A 16,944-nucleotide genomic window follows, 5' to 3' on the forward strand; every position below is an offset into this window, starting at 1 on the left:
TTCTTTTAATAGAATTTTAAAATAACGATACTATGCTTTTTTAACAAACTCAGACTTCAACTTCATGGCACCAAAACCTTCAATTTTACAATCGATATCGTGATCACCTTCAACTAATCGAATACTTTTCACTTTTGTACCTATTTTAACGACAAGTGATGTACCCTTTACTTTTAAATCTTTTATAACTGTAACTGAATCCCCATCATTTAAAATATTTCCGTTAGCATCTTTTACTACTTTTGTATCGTCATTCGTCTGTTCAGTTTCCATTGTCCATTCATAACCACATTCCGGACAAATTAAAAGATTTCCATCTTCATAAGTATATGCTGAATTACACTTAGGACAATTAGGTAGATTTTCCATTGTTTTTCCTCCGCTCATTACTAAATCTATACTGTTTACCCAACTTCTATATACTCGCACACTCCTAACCTTAATACAAGATTAGATAATTATTATCGAATTTTAACGATAATGTTAAGGTTAATTTAAGAATTGACCTGTAAGATATAGAGTAGATACAATCTTCTTCATTATGAAAGTAAGCCCCAATTATTTTCATATATAAAATAGCTCATGACTAGAGGTCATGAGCTATTTTGTTTTAAATTTCTAATAAGTTTTTTTCAATTAAAGAATTAACTGCCGAACAAATTGCGATTTTCACATGAGCATAAGTTAAACCACCTTGAACATATGCAATATACGGAGCCCTTATTGGACCATCTGCTGTTAATTCAATACTTGCACCTTGGATAAATGTCCCCGCTGCCATAATTACATCGTCTTCATATCCAGGCATATAGTTTGCTGTTGGCGTAAAATGAGCATTGATAGGTGAAGCCGCTTGAATTGCCTGACAAAATGCGATCATTTTTTCTTTATCATCAAATTGAACAGATTGTATTAAATCGGTTCTTACTGCATCCCATGAAGGGTTTGTGTTCATACCAAGCTTTTCTAAAAACGCTGCAGTAAATAATGCTCCTTTTAATGCTTGACCAGTGATATGTGGTGCCATAAAAAATCCATGATACATATCTTGTAACGCATAAAGAGATGCACCAGCTTCACGTCCAATTCCTGGAGATGTTAAACGATAGCCACATTTTTCGACTAAATCTTTACGTCCTACAATATAACCACCTGTTTTTGCAAGTCCACCACCAGGATTTTTGATTAATGAACCTGCCATTAAATCTGCCCCTACATGGCATGGCTCTAGTTTTTCAACAAACTCACCATAGCAATTATCTACAAAAACAATGACACTTGGATCAATTTCTTTTACAAAATCAATCATCTCTTTAATTTGTTCAATTGTATATGAAGGTCTTGTTCCGTAACCTTTTGAACGCTGAATACCGATTACTTTCGTATTACTTGTCATTTTATTTGCTACTTTTTCATAATTGATTCGTTCATCATTTACTAGTTCGATTGATTCATATCCGATTCCAAAGTCTTTTAATGAGCCATTTCCACTTTCCCCACGAATCCCTACGATTTCCTCTAATGTATCGTATGGCTTCCCAGTAATATATAAAAGCTCATCCCCTGGTCTTAGTACGCCAAATAAAGCAGTTGAAATTGCATGGGTTCCAGAAATGATTTGCGGTCTCACTAAACCAGCTTCTCCACCTAAAACATCAGCAAAAATTTCCTCTAATGTATCTCTTCCGATATCATCATAACCATAACCAGTTGTTGGGATAAAATGACTATCACTCACTTTATGCTTTCGAAAGCTTTGTAAAACTTTGAATTGGTTATATTCAATCACTTCGTCAATTTCTTTATGGGCTTCTGAAATTAATTTTTCAACATCTGCCACTAATGGTGCAATTTTTTCCCCGTTTGATAAAAATTCTAGCATTGATTATTGCTCCTTATATATTCTATATCTTTTAACTGTATCATAAATTGAATGTTCTTTGAAAACGTAACCAGTAATTTGATAGATTTCTGCTTCTTCATTAAAGTTGATTGATTCAATCATCGTTAATTTTTTGATTTCATGAATCAATTTCCCTTCGTATGCAGGTACAAACACTTCAAAATATTCCATGTATTGTTTACATTCAAATTCAATTCTTTGACGTAATTTACTTAAATCATCTTCATTTAAAGCACTCATTTCAATAAATCCTTCAGATGGTGATGGTACAAAGTCCTCATGAACTTGATCTATTTTATTATAGACCGTTAAAATTGGAATATTTTTAACATCTAAATCATTCAATAATTTAGAAACTGTTACTTCATGGCTTTTATAATTTTCATGAGATGCATCGACAACATGAAGAATGAAATCTGCTTCAGTTGCTTCTTCAAGTGTTGAACGGAATGCAGCAATAAGTGAAGTTGGTAAATCCTGAATAAAACCTACTGTATCAGTCAGTAAAGTTGTCATACCATTTGATAAAACAAATTTTCTAGTTGTTGGATCTAATGTCGCAAACAGTAAATCTTGTTCATACACATCAGATTTAGTTAGTCGATTAAATAATGTTGATTTTCCTGCATTTGTATAACCTACTAACGAAATATGAAACATTTCATTTTTCTTACGACGCTCACGATAACGTTTACGATGTTCAACGACTATGTTTAATTGCTGCTTAATATCATCAATACGTTTTCGAATGTGACGACGATCAGATTCTAGTTTTGTTTCACCAGGCCCTCTTGTACCAATACCTCCACCAAGTCTTGATAACTCTGTTCCTTGACCAACTAATCTTGGCATCAAATATTGTAATTGAGCCAATTCAACCTGTAATTTACCTTCTTTTGTTTTCGCTCGCTGTGCAAATATGTCTAATATTAATTGTGTACGGTCAATTACTCTTTTTTCTAATCTTGCAGATAAATTACGTATTTGAGATGGAGTCAGTTCATTATTAAAAATAACAACATCAGGTTCTAACTCTGCAATTGCTGCCTCTAACTCTTCTACTTTACCTGTCCCTATGTATAATGCTGGATGATATTTAGTTCTTTTTTGTGAAGTTATTAAAACTACTTCTCCATTTGCCGTTTTTGTAAGTGATGCTAATTCATCCAATGAATAATTAAAACGATCATCATCTACATTTTGAAGCTGACATCCAACTAAAATGGCTCTTTCTCTCATTTCATTCGTCACAAAATTCCACCTTTTCTTTAACCAATTCTAAGCAATAAATATTCTTTACTCTTAACTGTCTCTTTATTATAATGATATCTGGACTATTTTTCATCTTTTTATTAAGGGCGGGGGAATTGCTTTTTGGAAACATGGGAGTTATTTAGCATTATTGGTACTATTTCCTTTGCATTAAGTGGTGCAGTAGTAGCCATGGAAGAAGACTATGATTTATTTGGTGTCTATATCCTAGGCTTTGCTACAGCCTTTGGTGGCGGTGCATTACGTAATTTATTAATAGGTTATCCAATTAACTATTTATGGAATCAAACAACAAATTTTACAATTGCGTTAGTTGCGATGACAGTTATCTTTTTCTTTCCGCAATTATCAAATAAACCATTTAAAAAATTAGATATTTTATTCGATTCAGTCGGTTTATCCGCTTTTGCAATTCTAGGTGCAAATTATGCCATGGAATTAAAATTACCTGTTAGCGCTGTTATTGTAGCATCTGTCTTAACTGGAATCGGTGGCGGAATCGTACGAGATCTACTTGCAAAAAGAAAACCAATGGTATTACATTCAGAAGTATATGCTTTTTGGGCAATACTTGTAGGCGTTTTAATTGGAAATAAATTTGTTGATACAAATTTTGAACTTTTATTATTATTCATCGTTATTGTTCTTCTTAGACTATTATCTGTACATTATAATTGGAGTCTACCTAAAAGATCATTTAAAGGCTCTAGCTCTACAGTTAGTTTAAACGAATCAAGCACTCAAAAATTAATAAATTAAATTAAATTAAATAAATAAGTCCAATAAAAACAAACCTTTTAAAATGATGGTTTGTTTTTTTATTTTTTTTTATATTGTAAGACAAATAGTTGATATATTCCCCCACGGCACTAACGCTTCTTTGCAACAATCAAACTTATTAGTCTCATTTTTCATTACCACGAAAAAACAAACCCAAAAAAGCGTTTGTTTTCTTCACATAATTTACCTATACTTGCCAACACTATTTTAGAAATTTAGTTAAAGGAGGAATTTCATTTGAAGAGATATAACATTACAAATCATTCAGTCGAAACAATTGATGAATTTTTGCTTCCAACTAAAGATGAAATTCTTTGGTATCACTTTAATCATAAATCCTTTGATGAGTTAACTACTAGTATTGAAAGTTTAACTATTCACCCTTTAGCAAAAAAGAAACTTCTACATAGTGATCATAAACCAAGAATAAATATCTTTAAAAACGAGGCAATCCTTTCCCTATATGCCTTAACTAAGTTATTTAAACCAACAAAAATAAATATTCTTGTTTGCAGTAATTTAATTATTTCATATATAGAAGATCATGAAATAGATTTATTCAAATTTGTAACTCAGGAATTCAGTCAAAATTATATAAAAGTAGACCATACTGGTCATGTTTTATATCAAATTTCCCATGAAGTTATTGAGAAGTTCCTTATCTCAATTGATCGGTTTGCAAATGAGATTGAAGAAATTGAACGAGACTTATTTAATGACCCATTTCGAAAGGATTTAGATCAGAAAATTTTCAATTGGAAAGTTCAACTTCAAGATTTAAGGCAGCTTGTAGAACCGCAAGTAAATGTCATTAACCAAATTGTAGAAGCAGATTTTCCTTTCTTAAGTCAGGATGCAGGTTTTTATTTTAATGAATTGAAAGAGAATTATGAACGTATTATTAATGCCCTTGATAATTTTAAAGAAAGTATGGCAGGCATTATCGAGCTGCAAATGTCCTTAAAATCAGACCGTACAAATGATATTATGAAAACTTTAACACTTATAAGTGCCATTTTTTTACCAATGTCTTTTATCGCGGGATTTTATGGCATGAATTTTGGAAATATGCCTGAGTTAAAATGGAAATATGGTTATTTATATTGTATTGTCCTCAACATTTTAATTGGGGTCATTATTTCAATTTATTTTAACGCTAAAGGTTGGTGGGGTAGAAAGCACCAAATAAAATAGCTAATCGTTCAATTAATCGAGTCGGTTTTGTCTGAAGTAAATAAGTCTTTTTCTTCGATCCTCATTAATATTTCTCGATTAAATTCGGTCTCAGATACTAATCTTGTTGCTTGTGTCCTAATCGATTTTTCAACAATATTTCGGACAAATCGCCCATTACTAAAATGAGCACGATTTTCAAGTTTTGCCTTATGGATAAAATCTCTTAATCGGTATTCCGCTTCCCGAGATAGAATATATTCTCGGTCAACAAACATTTTTTTTGATATATCTAGTAGCTCCTTTACAGAATAATCCTGGAATTCTAAAATGAATGGAAATCTTGATTTTAGTCCAGGATTCAAACTTAAGAAATAATCCATTTCGGAAGAATAGCCGGCTAAAATCAGTACAAAGTCGCCATGTTTATCTTCCATATGTTTAACAAGAGTATCAATTGCTTCTTTTCCGAAATCTTTTTCCCCACCACGGCCAAGTGAGTAAGCCTCATCAATAAAAAGAATTCCACCATTTGCTTTTTTTACTAAATCTCTAGTTTTTTGAGCAGTGTGACCAATGTATTCTCCGACTAAATCAGCTCTTTCAGCTTCGATTAGGTGGCCTTTTGACAATACACCCATTTTCAAAAATAATTGACCAATAATCCTTGCAACAGTCGTTTTTCCAGTTCCTGGATTCCCTTTAAACAACATATGCAATACTTGTTTTTCAGCTTTTAAGTTTAATTCTTCTCGTTTTTTATTAATAAATATCCAAGCATAAATTTCATGAATCATTTTTTTTATTTCTTCCATGCCAATTAAATGCCTTAATTGATCCTCTATTTCAATTAATAATGCATGTTTAGGCTGTTTCACTGTTTCGATACTTAGATTTGGAGAAACCTCTCCCCTTTTCACTGTATTAAGTACAACATTTATTTGGCCGTTATCTTTTAAACGAATTGGCTGCTCCAAACATGACACCTCTCTTATTCTGTCGAACATTTTTTTTATCTATAGGATAGCACTCCACGAGAAAACAGATTACAAGTCGTTTTATGCGCTTTTGAGAGTATTTTACTAAATAAGTTTTTTACTATTATATGTACGAACAATTAATTTCAAAACTTTTATTCTCCAGACTAACTGTTAAATGGATAAGATTGCTAAATTTTACTAAATTCTATAAACTTATTTGATATAATGAGAGAAAAAGAGAAGAGTTGATAAATTTGACGATCCCAAACTTAACGACTGCTACTTTACCTGATGTCATCTTGCAATTTGCCTCTCACCTAAATAGTAAAGGAAGAAAAGAATCTACAATTAAGCGTTATTGCTATGATTTAGAAGAATGTTTCCGTTACTTTAAAAAAGTTAATGAAAGTTTTAGTACATTACAAGTTCAAGATTTTAATAATTATTTCTACTTTTTAACATCTGAACGTGGATATAATGAGAAAACGATGCATCGAATTTATGTCGTACTAAATCAATTTTATAAATTTTTAAACTCAAATAATTCTTCAATCGAGAATATCATTCCATTCACTAACTATTTAGCAGGACCTTCACGCGCCCTTTCAACGGACGATTTTATCTCTGAAGAAGAAGAAAAAATATTACTATCAATTGTTCAATCCACGACAGATTTGTCAGAAAAACAATTAAAAGCTAGATCATTTTTAATGGATCGTAATGAAATTATGATTCGTTTTATGCTCTTTTATGGACTGACTTTGAAGGAATTAATTGATTTACAAATGAGAGACATTAACTTCGCCTTAAATGAACTTGTTGTCCATAGCAAGGAAGGTGTGAAAAGAACAATTATTCTCACAAAAGAAGATCGAATACTCTTATATAATTATTTTGTTACGATACCCGAGCCCGTAAGACCTCACTATCATTCAACTCATCCGCTCTTTGTTGCATTTGATTTTAACCGTATGACTTTCCATTGGGTTTACAATATAGATTCACCGAAAGCACTAACGGAAATTGCATTTCAAAAAATGCTTAGATTGGAAGTTAAAAGAGCTGGGCTTAGAAAAGGACTTTGCTCACAACATTTAAGAAACACTTTTATTCTACGGAAAATAAAAGATGGGTTATTAGTAGAAGATATTCAGCAATTAGTTGGATTGAAGACCTCAGTTTCTTTAAAACGATACTTTCAATTTTTTCAAGAAAATGAACGCCCAAATAAAAAGGAGTTATGATGACGATCATCATAACTCCATCTTTTTATTGTGTAGAAACTTCCTTTTAGGAACTTGTATTTAGTTTTGCTTTCATAAGTTCTGCGATTTCTTTCGAAGAATATTTTTCTTCATTTTGCAAAGCTGCAATCACTTTTTCTCTTCTCTCACTCGAATGATTTTGACTTAATTTCTTTTTACCGATTAACTCTGTTACTTCAATTTTTAAACAAACAATTTCTGAAAGTAATTTTTCAACATACTCTGTGTGATCTTCGTATTTCCAAGGTTTTGATTGTCCTTTTTCAAAATAGTCGGTTGTTTTTAAAACGATTTGTCTCATTTCATCCTTATTTTCAATTATTGTTACTTTTCCATAAGCATGGATTGCTGTATAGTTCCAAGTTGAAACTGTATTTTTCTCTTCATACCATGAAGCAGAAACATATGCATGTGGCCCTGGAAAGATGATTAAAGATTCCTTTCCATTCATCGTTTTCCATTGAGGATTTGGCTTAGCTAAATGTGTAATGATCACTAAATTCTCATCGTCTTTTTGTATGATAAATGGTAAATGAGTTGCTTCGATTTTTGCCTCGTCATTATTCGATAATAATATTCCGAAGCTATTTTTCTTCATTTCGGCTATTAATTGATTTAAATCTGTTTCTTTAAATCCTTTTGGAACATACATTTGATTTCTCCTCCTTTAGTTTACATAATATAATTATCATCATTAAATTATCAAGCATATTAAAAAAGAACATTGACCATAAGATCAATGCTCTTTTTTCAAATTTATTTTACATTTCAATTTGTACATTTTTAGATGGTACAAACGTTGAAATTGCATGTTTATATATTAATTGTTGTTTACCTTCAACATCTAACAATACCGTAAAGTTATCAAAGCTTTTTACTTTACCTTTGATTTGAAATCCATTTAGTAAAAATACTGTAACCGCTAGATTGTCTTTACGTAATTGGTTTAAGAACTGGTCTTGAATGTTGATTGATGTTTTCATGTCCTTTTCCTCCTCTTCTACCTCTACATATATTTATTCGAGATGAAATAGCCCTTTCCTTCAAGTAGAGCTAAAATTTCCAGTTTTTTTATATCAAAATTATGTCCATCCATATCAAACCAATGGATGCTCATTTTGTTTCTAAACCACGTCATTTGCCTTTTTGCATACCTTCTTGAACTTTGTTTAATTAAATCGATTGCTTCTTCTTTCGTTAAGATTCCATCAAAATAATCGTAAAGCTCTTTATAGCCAATCGCTTGCACAGATTGACAATTTCGAATACCTTTGTCGTAGAGCATTTTTGCTTCATCTACTAGTCCTTCTTCCAACATTAGATCAACTCGTAAATTAATTCGATTGTATAGTAGCTCTCGCTCCATCGATAATCCGATTATTTCTGCATCATATAAATACTCTGGCTCTTTTTTAAATGCGGTCTCTGAAAATTTTTGTCCCGTTAGTTTGAAAACTTCAATTGCACGGATTACTCTTCTGACATTATTCATATGTATTTGCTTTGCACTTTCTGGATCAATTTCGTTTAATTGATCATGTAATGCTTTATTCCCAAAGGCCATCGCAAAGCCCTCTAATTGGCTTCTTAAAAGCTCATCACCTTCTTGCTCAGCAAATTCATATTTAGTTAATACACTTTGGATATATAATCCAGTACCACCAACAATAATTGGAATTTTACCTCGATTAGCTATTTCTTTAATTTTCTCTCTAGCTAAAGTTTGAAAATCAGCTACTGTAAAAGAATCTTTTGGATCAAGGAAATCGATTAAATGATGCGGAATTCCTTCCTTTTCTTCTTCTGTAATTTTAGCTGCTCCAATATTTAATTCCTTATAAACTTGTGTTGCATCACCATTAATGATTTCTCCATCAACAGCTTTTGCAAGTTCAATACTTAGCTTTGTTTTCCCTACTGCTGTAGGGCCAACGATGACTATCACTTTTTGCATATTTACCATTGTAATCACATATACGCCTTTCTATACAACCTTTTCCTTACTTGTCTTACTAAATTTGAAAGTAGATAACTCTTTTTATTTATACCATATTTATACAAAAAAACCAATGCGTTGTGAATCAATTCACAATTTTTAAAGAAAGTGTTTTCATTTTATATTTGTCAAAGTAAACTATAAGTAATCTAAAAAAAATGAGGTTATACTATGCCTGATTGGTCCTATCATACAATTTTTAAACCAATGCTCTCAAAGCTTCCTTCAAAAGTTTCAAGAGAATTCATTCATAGTAGCATGAATAAAATTTCAACTATGCCATTCGGTCCAAATCTAATCGAATTTCTCGGCCATTTAAACACTGACAGTTCCCTTGAAAACGAGATTCATCATTTGACAATTAAAAATCAAATTGGATTGGCCTCTAAGATTGACCCCTATCTATCTGGCACAAATGCTTTTATGAATTTAGGATTTGGTGTGATTGAAATTGGCCCTATTTCTATAAACGACACTTATACAAGCAAAAGTCCGCTCATTAATTTGAAACATAATCAATTAATCGGAACAGAGGAAAATAAAGTATTAACCCTAGAACAAACAGTTCATCAACTTTCTAAAATACATAAGAAGATTCCCATTTTTGCTAGAATAGTTGGGAGTTTTGATGAATTTAAACTGATCGAACCAAGACTTTTTGATTTTGTTGATTTATTCATCTTAGAGCTTGATTTGGCCAAAAATTTAGTAGAAAATAATTGGGCTTCGACTAAACCTATTTGTCTATCAATATGTCCAAATGAAATAGATGTTTTTCTTAAACAAGAAAATTATCCATTCGATTCAATTTTGATTGAAGAAATTCCAAATAATACTGACTTAGAACAAAAAAATATTTTAATAAATACAATTCAAAAGTTAAAATCAAATCAGTTTGAAAAACCAATTTTTACAAAAGGCGGAGTGGTTGAACCGATTGATGCAATTGAATTAATCGATTCTGGAGCATCTTTAGTATTTTTAACTCATGGATATGTACTCAGTGGTCCTGGTTTACCAAAACGGATCAATGAAGCGATAAAGTTTAGAAGCAAAAAAGCGATGACTAGTTTAAGTGACGGATGGGTATGGTACTTTTTATTTGGCCTTTTCATGTTTATTGGAGGATTACTTGCTCTATTTATTAGTTTAACTTCCATTGTCCTTCCATATGATGAGCACTTTTTAACGATTGATCGCGAATTAATTCTCCAGTTTAATGATCGAATTCTCCCCTTTATGTCACATGACCGAATGACACTTTCTGGGACGATTATGTCGGGTGGAATTTTGTTCATGTCATTAGCTAGAAATGGAATTAAACATCATTATCATTGGGCAAAGAAAGCATCTGACACTAGTGCATTCGTAGGTTTTTTAGCGATATTCTTATTTATTGGATATGGGTACTTTGACTGGTTACACGCTTTATTTTGGGTAATCTTATTAATACCATTTTTAATTGGTTTCTTTAAAACAAGAGGTATAAATAGAAGTCCAGAATCTGAAAATTTAACAAATAATGGCGTTTGGAAACTTAGTTTAATAGGTCAATTATTTTTTATTATACTAGGATTTTCGATTATAATCGGAGGATCTATTATTTCCTTTGTAGGCATCACTACTACCTTTGTTAAAACAGATTTAACTTATTTATGTATATCACCTTCTGAGTTGAATGCTTTTAATCAACACTTAATCCCTGTTATCTCACATGATCGCGCTGGTTTTGGAGGTGGTTTAGTAAGTGTCGGCTTACTAGTACTCATGATTTCATTATGGGGCTTCAGACAAAATCATAAATGGATCTGGTGGACATTATTGATTGGGAGCTTACCTGCGTTTATAACTGCGTTTGCAGTCCATTTTATGATTGGGTATACAGATTTTTATCATCTATTACCACCAATCATTGCAAGTCTGTTTTTATTAATAGGAGTCATTACATCTTATAAATTTTTGAATTTTACAACGAATCATTCGAACGATAACAACTTCCCCGAAATAAACAAACAGCTATAAGTTCAATAAGCAGACATAAAGGTAGGAGATATCCTACCTTTTTAGTATGTAGACAAGCCCTAAAAACTTGATTTTCAGACTGATTGCAAGCGCTTGTCTTTCGAGGCGCGAAGCCTGGTGAGGAGCGGAGTTACCCTACACGGTAATGAGCACCGCAGACAGGCGAAGCAACGAAGAAAGCGAGCGTTTGGCGGGCAGTCTGAAAGTAGGAGATATCCTACCTTTTTTCAATCATCTACAACAACATGATTTTTCCGTAACATGTAATAAACAGGAAGTCCAATTAACGTTAAACCAATTCCCCAAAAAGCTAAAATAGTTTGCGTCATAAGTGTATTAACAACGATAAAGACTCCCCCAATTATTGCGATTGAGAGAACGAAAGGTAAAAAAGGTACTCTATAAGGCCTTTTTAGATCCGGTTCCCGTTTTCGTAAAATATAAACCGCAATAAATGTTAATGTATAGAAGATCCAAATGACAAATACTAACATGTCCGTTAATAAGTCAAATCCACCTATAAACATCATAAATATGGCAACTATTAGGATAAATAGACCAGCATTATATGGAACTCCAGTCTTAGATAATTTACCAAACCAACTACTAAAAGGAAGTTTTTCTTCTCTAGCCATCACATATGGAACCCTCATACCAGTCATTGTATAGCCATTAATTGTACCAAATACTGAAATCAAAATTCCGATTGAGACGAGTTTCCCTCCAAAATTACCGAATAAAACTTTCGAAACTTCAGTGGCTGGTGTAGATGTACCAGCTAATTGCGCTGCAGTTAAAACAAATAAAAAGGATATGTTAATCAAAAGATAAACCGCCATTACAGCTGCTAAACCGAATACGATTGCTTTTGGCAAATCATTTTTAGGATTTTTCATTTCTCCGGCTATATTTCCTACGAGTATCCAACCATCATATGCAAACATCGTAGCAAGTAAAGCTGAACCAAGTGCTGGCAAAAAACTTCGATCACTTCCTACCTCAACTGGGAAAAGCTGAAAAGTCACATTTCCTTCATGTAATAATCCAAATATAATTAAAATCGCCAAAGGTATCAGTTTACAAAACGTAAAAAGTGATTGAATACTACCAGCAGTTTTTGCTCCTAAGAAATTCATTAATGTGATAAAAATTGCAGTAACTACAGCAATAATCGTTACTGTGATTTGATTAGAATTGGCAGGGACTCCAAAGATGGAAACTGCTTGCGTACCAAAAATGATCGAAAGCGCAGCAATATTAGCTGGAAAATAAATGATTGTTTGAGCCCATCCAAGTAAATAGGCTGTCAGATCTCCATATGTATGCTTTAAATAGGCAACCATTCCTCCTGTTTTTGGTATTGCTGCGGCAAGCTCAGCTCCAGATAAACCAGCACAAATTGTAATGATTCCCCCAATAATCCATGCTAATAAACCTAAGCTTGCAGATCCAGTTGCGCCATATACAGCCGTGGCTTTAAAGAAAACTCCACCACCAATTACAGTACCAATTACAGTAGTTAAAGCTGCAATAAACCCCATTTCTCTTCTTAGTTTATTTTCCGACAATAGGATCACCCATTCTTATAAAGATCACTTTACTTCATTCCCAAAGAAATGTTCACAAACACTGGAGATTCTTTCTAGGTCAACATTACCACCAGATATGATTGCTACTACTTTTTTATCTTTTATATATTTTGAAGCTTTACCTGATAAAATTACTGCTGTCGCTAGAGCACCTGAACCTTCCACAACTGCTTTACCGCGCTGTAGTAAATCCTTCATTGCGACTTCTATTTCATCCTCACTCACTAGGATGATTTCGTTTACCAATTCTTTTACAATTTCATATGTTAATTTCCCTGGAACCTTAACAGAACAACCATCGGCTATTGTAGGAGCTGTATAGTTAGTCACTATTTCTCCTGAGTCTATTGATGCTTTCATGCCATGTACATTCTCTGCTTGAACACCAATTATGTCTATTGAAGGGTTAAATGATTTCAAAGCGACTGCAATTCCAGAAATGAGGCCACCACCACCAATTGGAACAATTATTGTATCAACATCCCAGAGATCATCTAAAATTTCAATACCAATTGTCCCTTGACCAGCCATAATGTAAATATCATCGTATGGATGGATGAATGTTTCGCCAGTTTCGTCTCGTACTTTAGCACAATAGTCTTTCGCATCATCAAATGTATCACCGTATAAAATGATATTTGATCCGTACCCTTCTGTTGCTTCAACCTTTGCTTTTGGTGCAGTTGAAGGCATGATGATTTTACTCTTAATATGTAAAAGCTTTGATGATAAAGCGACACCTTGTGCATGATTTCCAGCTGAACATGCGATAATTCCTTTACTTCTTTCTTCCTCAGTTAAATGAGAAATTTTATTAAATGCACCTCGAAATTTAAATGAGCCCGTTAATTGCATATTTTCAAGTTTTAAATAAATCTCTCCGTCCGACTTTGAAGTTAAATAAAATGATTTTACTAAAGGTGTTTTTCGAACTTTACCTTCTAAAAGCTCATATGCAGTTTTAATTTCTTTGATCGTTAATGGTAATCCTTTATGATCTAAATTATTCATCTTCCAACTTCCTTTTTTATCAGCATTTTAATTTATCATTCTTGATACATGATAAGTTTGTGTCAAAGTACTAAACAAAATACCAAAAACAGGAATTAGTAAATGAAGAGAAAATAAAAAGAAGGAGATTGTGGTCTCCTTCTTTATTATTTAAGCTTGAGTTACGTTTAACTTTGCAGCTAATTTATTTAACATATCTTCAGACATACGATCTAAATCAAATTTTGGATCGAAGCCCCACTCTTCTTTTGCAGCAGAGCTGTCAATTGAATTTGGCCATGAATTGGCAATTCCTTGACGAATCGGATCAATGTCGAAATCTAATGTAAATTCAGGGATGAATTTACGAATTGATGCCGCGATTTGAGTTGGTTCAAATGACATTGCTGAGATATTAAATGCATTACGATGTTTAAGTTTTGATGGATCTGCTTCCATTAACTTAATAATTGCATCAATTGCATCAGGCATATACATCATATCCATGTATGTTCCTTCACCGATAAATGAAGTATATTTCTTATTTTTTAATGCTTCGTAATAAATATCAACAGCATAATCAGTAGTACCTCCACCTGGCACTGTATCATAAGAGATTAAGCCTGGGAAACGTACGCCACGAGTATCTACACCAAATTTTTCAAAGTAGTAATCACATAATAATTCTCCAGCTACTTTTGTAACACCATACATTGTAGTAGGACGTTGGATTGTATCTTGTGGTGTATTATCCTTTGGTGTTGCTGGTCCAAATGCACCAATTGAACTTGGAGTAAAGAATTTTAAGCTTAATTCTCTCGCTACTTCAAGAGCATTCACTAATCCACCCATGTTTAAGTCCCAAGCTAATGTAGGTTTTGCTTCTGCAACAGCTGATAAAAGAGCAGCTAAGTGAATGAACGTATCAATTTCATACTTTTTAGCAATCTCTAACATTTTTTCTTTATCCATTACATCTAAAATTTCAAAATGACCTGTTTCTAAAATTGGACTTCCTTCAAGACGGCGAATATCTGTCGCAACAACATTTTCAATACCGTATTCATTTCTAAGACGCATAGTTAATTCTGAACCGATTTGTCCAAAACAACCAGTAATTAATATTTTCTTCATTCCTTAGTCCACCTTATAGTAATAAAATATCGAAATTATTATTTAAAATTATTTAATAACGTTTAATTCGCGACCGACTTTTTCATAAATAGCTAAAACTTCATCTAGCATTTCTTTAGTATGCGCAGCTGTTGGCATATTACGAATACGACCAGTTCCTAGTGGTACTGTTGGGAATACGATTGACTTCGCATAAACTCCCTCTTCGTATAGACGTTTAGAAAATTCTTGTGTAAGATTTTCATCACCGATAATACATGGTGTAATTGGTGTTTCAGACTCACCAATATTAAATCCTAGTTTTGATAAACCAGCTTTTAAGTAATCACCATTTTCCCAAAGCTTTTCGATTTTTTCTGGTTCTTCAGACATAATACGAATTGCTTCAATACAAGCAGCAGCATTTGCTGGTGTTAAAGAAGTAGAGAATAAGAAAGGACGTGCACGAACTTTTAACCAATCGATTAATTGTTGTGAACCAGCAACATATCCACCTACAACTCCAACTGCTTTAGAAAGTGTACCAATTTGGAAATCAATTTTATCTGATAATCCGAAATGCTTAACTGTTCCAGCTCCTTTACCCATAACGCCAGAACCATGAGCATCATCGATATATGTAATTAAGCCAAATTCTTCAGCAATTTTTACAATATCAGGAATATTTGCTACATCTCCATCCATAGAGAAAACTCCATCTGCAATGTACATAACCTTCTCATATAAACCACAAGTTGTAGCTTCTTTTGCTTTTTCACGTAAATCATCCATATCTTGGTGTTTTACACGAATAATTTTTGCCCCAGAAAGTCTGCAACCATCGATAATTGAAGCGTGGTTTAATTCATCAGATAGAATTGCATCTTTTTTTGTCATTACTGCTGAAATAGCACCCATATTACAGTTAAAACCAGATTGGAATGCAATAGCAGCCTCTGTATGCTTAAATTCAGCAATCGCTTTTTCAAGTTGATCGTGGATATCCATCGTACCATTAATCGTACGTACAGCTCCTGCACCAACTCCATATTTTTCAGTCGCTTCAATAGCAGCTTGTTTTAAACGAGGATGAGTCGCAAAACCAAGATAGTTATTTGAAGATAAATTTATAAATTGTTTACCACTAATTTGAATAGTAGCTTCGTTAGAACCTTCTAAAGAGTTAATCTCATTATAGAGCCCTTTCTCTTTTAACTCAGCTAATTGTGGAGTTAAAAATGCTTCTAATGTCTTGCTTGACATAAATACCAGCTCCTAAATTAAGTTTATTTATCTAAAAGGAGTAAGCCCCCATTTTATATCTATTATTTATTATTAAATAAATATAAAAAATTATCGTTTTATTATTTTCCATTTTTGTAAGAGAAAATTTTTTATGTATTGATTACAATATACTTATTTGAGGCTTTCCGAATTCAATTATAAATCGGTTACATTGCATTAGGAATACTTTTATTCAAAATTTATTCGAAAAAAGTCGAATTTAAATTATTATAAAAATTCATATAATTCGAATATTATTCAATTTGTTTTTTTAGTAAAACATCTAGTGGTTAAAAAGGGGGTGAAAGAAGGATCATGTTGATTTAAGTCTGAGTTGTAAATAGATGTTTGAAATGCTGTACATAAAAGATGTAGTAGCGCTTCATATAAATGATGTAGTAGCGCTTCATATAAACGATGTAGCACTGCAATTAAACATGTGAAAAGTGCAAATAAATGATGAAATCCTGCAATTAAACAGTGAACTGCAATTAAAATCCGAAAACCGCAATTAAAATTAGCATATCTGCAATTAAAATCTGATAACTGCAATTAAATGTATCTACGTCAATAAAAT

15 protein-coding genes are annotated in these 16,944 nt (G+C 32.5%); 4 read left to right on the top strand and 11 right to left on the bottom strand.

The window, feature by feature from the left end:
• Positions 1 to 30: 30 nt before the first annotated feature.
• The 3 genes from COI44_RS22565 to hflX all read right to left on the bottom strand — a co-directional run bounded on the left by COI44_RS22565 (position 31) and on the right by hflX (position 3,142).
• On the bottom strand, positions 31 to 369 hold the full coding sequence (locus COI44_RS22565) for a zinc ribbon domain-containing protein YjdM (protein WP_098429892.1): 339 nt from the start codon (positions 367 to 369) through the stop codon (positions 31 to 33).
• 241 nt (positions 370 to 610) lie between these two features.
• On the bottom strand, positions 611 to 1,882 hold the full coding sequence (locus COI44_RS22570; RefSeq protein WP_098429893.1) for a methionine gamma-lyase family protein: 1,272 nt from the start codon (positions 1,880 to 1,882) through the stop codon (positions 611 to 613).
• A gap of 3 nt (positions 1,883 to 1,885) precedes the next feature.
• Entirely contained in the window at positions 1,886 to 3,142 is a 1,257-nt protein-coding gene (gene hflX, locus COI44_RS22575) for a GTPase HflX (RefSeq protein WP_098429904.1), read from the bottom strand.
• A 135-nt stretch (positions 3,143 to 3,277) separates the two neighbouring features.
• Here hflX and COI44_RS22580 point away from each other — a divergent pair, with 135 nt between their 5' ends.
• Positions 3,278 to 3,934, top strand: coding sequence for a trimeric intracellular cation channel family protein (locus COI44_RS22580; RefSeq protein ID WP_286164057.1), 657 nt, complete (start codon positions 3,278 to 3,280; stop codon positions 3,932 to 3,934).
• A gap of 258 nt (positions 3,935 to 4,192) precedes the next feature.
• Positions 4,193 to 5,149, top strand: a complete 957-nt coding sequence (locus tag COI44_RS22585) for a magnesium transporter CorA family protein (RefSeq protein ID WP_098429894.1) — start codon at positions 4,193 to 4,195, stop codon at positions 5,147 to 5,149.
• 8 nt (positions 5,150 to 5,157) lie between these two features.
• Here the strand turns inward: COI44_RS22585 and spoVK are convergent, their stop codons facing one another.
• Positions 5,158 to 6,105, bottom strand: coding sequence for a stage V sporulation protein K (gene spoVK / locus COI44_RS22590; protein ID WP_098429895.1), 948 nt, complete (start codon positions 6,103 to 6,105; stop codon positions 5,158 to 5,160).
• Between the two features lie 257 nt (positions 6,106 to 6,362).
• Between spoVK and COI44_RS22595 the strand changes: the two genes are divergently transcribed.
• Positions 6,363 to 7,352 carry a tyrosine-type recombinase/integrase gene (locus COI44_RS22595; RefSeq protein ID WP_286164058.1) on the top strand — a complete coding sequence of 330 codons (990 nt, stop codon included), beginning with the start codon at positions 6,363 to 6,365 and terminating at the stop codon, positions 7,350 to 7,352.
• A 46-nt stretch (positions 7,353 to 7,398) separates the two neighbouring features.
• On the opposite strand, the gene COI44_RS22600 is transcribed toward COI44_RS22595, so the two are convergent.
• The 3 genes from COI44_RS22600 to miaA all read right to left on the bottom strand — a co-directional run bounded on the left by COI44_RS22600 (position 7,399) and on the right by miaA (position 9,342).
• Entirely contained in the window at positions 7,399 to 8,025 is a 627-nt protein-coding gene (locus tag COI44_RS22600) for an FMN-binding negative transcriptional regulator (protein WP_098429896.1), read from the bottom strand.
• Between the two features lie 109 nt (positions 8,026 to 8,134).
• Positions 8,135 to 8,356: an RNA chaperone Hfq gene (gene hfq, locus COI44_RS22605; RefSeq protein ID WP_056470298.1), complete on the bottom strand. Its 222-nt coding sequence runs from the start codon at positions 8,354 to 8,356 to the stop codon at positions 8,135 to 8,137.
• Positions 8,357 to 8,379: 23 nt separating this feature from the next.
• Positions 8,380 to 9,342 (bottom strand): tRNA (adenosine(37)-N6)-dimethylallyltransferase MiaA, encoded by a 963-nt coding sequence (miaA, locus tag COI44_RS22610; protein ID WP_483295499.1) that lies wholly within the window; start codon positions 9,340 to 9,342, stop codon positions 8,380 to 8,382.
• A gap of 198 nt (positions 9,343 to 9,540) precedes the next feature.
• On the opposite strand from miaA, the gene COI44_RS22615 reads away from it, so the two are divergent.
• Positions 9,541 to 11,391 carry a dihydroorotate dehydrogenase gene (locus tag COI44_RS22615; RefSeq protein ID WP_098429898.1) on the top strand — a complete coding sequence of 617 codons (1,851 nt, stop codon included), beginning with the start codon at positions 9,541 to 9,543 and terminating at the stop codon, positions 11,389 to 11,391.
• Between the two features lie 227 nt (positions 11,392 to 11,618).
• Here COI44_RS22615 and COI44_RS22620 read toward each other — a convergent pair whose 3' ends face one another.
• The 4 genes from COI44_RS22620 to COI44_RS22635 form a co-directional block, all read right to left on the bottom strand.
• Positions 11,619 to 12,932 carry an APC family permease gene (locus tag COI44_RS22620; protein WP_483295500.1) on the bottom strand — a complete coding sequence of 438 codons (1,314 nt, stop codon included), beginning with the start codon at positions 12,930 to 12,932 and terminating at the stop codon, positions 11,619 to 11,621.
• Between the two features lie 51 nt (positions 12,933 to 12,983).
• Positions 12,984 to 13,991 carry a bifunctional threonine ammonia-lyase/L-serine ammonia-lyase TdcB gene (gene tdcB, locus COI44_RS22625; protein ID WP_098429900.1) on the bottom strand — a complete coding sequence of 336 codons (1,008 nt, stop codon included), beginning with the start codon at positions 13,989 to 13,991 and terminating at the stop codon, positions 12,984 to 12,986.
• Between the two features lie 150 nt (positions 13,992 to 14,141).
• Positions 14,142 to 15,104 (bottom strand): L-threonine 3-dehydrogenase, encoded by a 963-nt coding sequence (locus tag COI44_RS22630; protein ID WP_098429901.1) that lies wholly within the window; start codon positions 15,102 to 15,104, stop codon positions 14,142 to 14,144.
• A gap of 48 nt (positions 15,105 to 15,152) precedes the next feature.
• Positions 15,153 to 16,346, bottom strand: a complete 1,194-nt coding sequence (locus COI44_RS22635; protein ID WP_098233631.1) for a glycine C-acetyltransferase — start codon at positions 16,344 to 16,346, stop codon at positions 15,153 to 15,155.
• Between the last annotated feature and the right edge of the window lie 598 nt (positions 16,347 to 16,944).

Origin of the sequence: Bacillus sp. AFS088145, assembly GCF_002564465.1 — a bacterium.
Taxonomy (GTDB): domain Bacteria; phylum Bacillota; class Bacilli; order Bacillales; family Bacillaceae_G; genus Gottfriedia.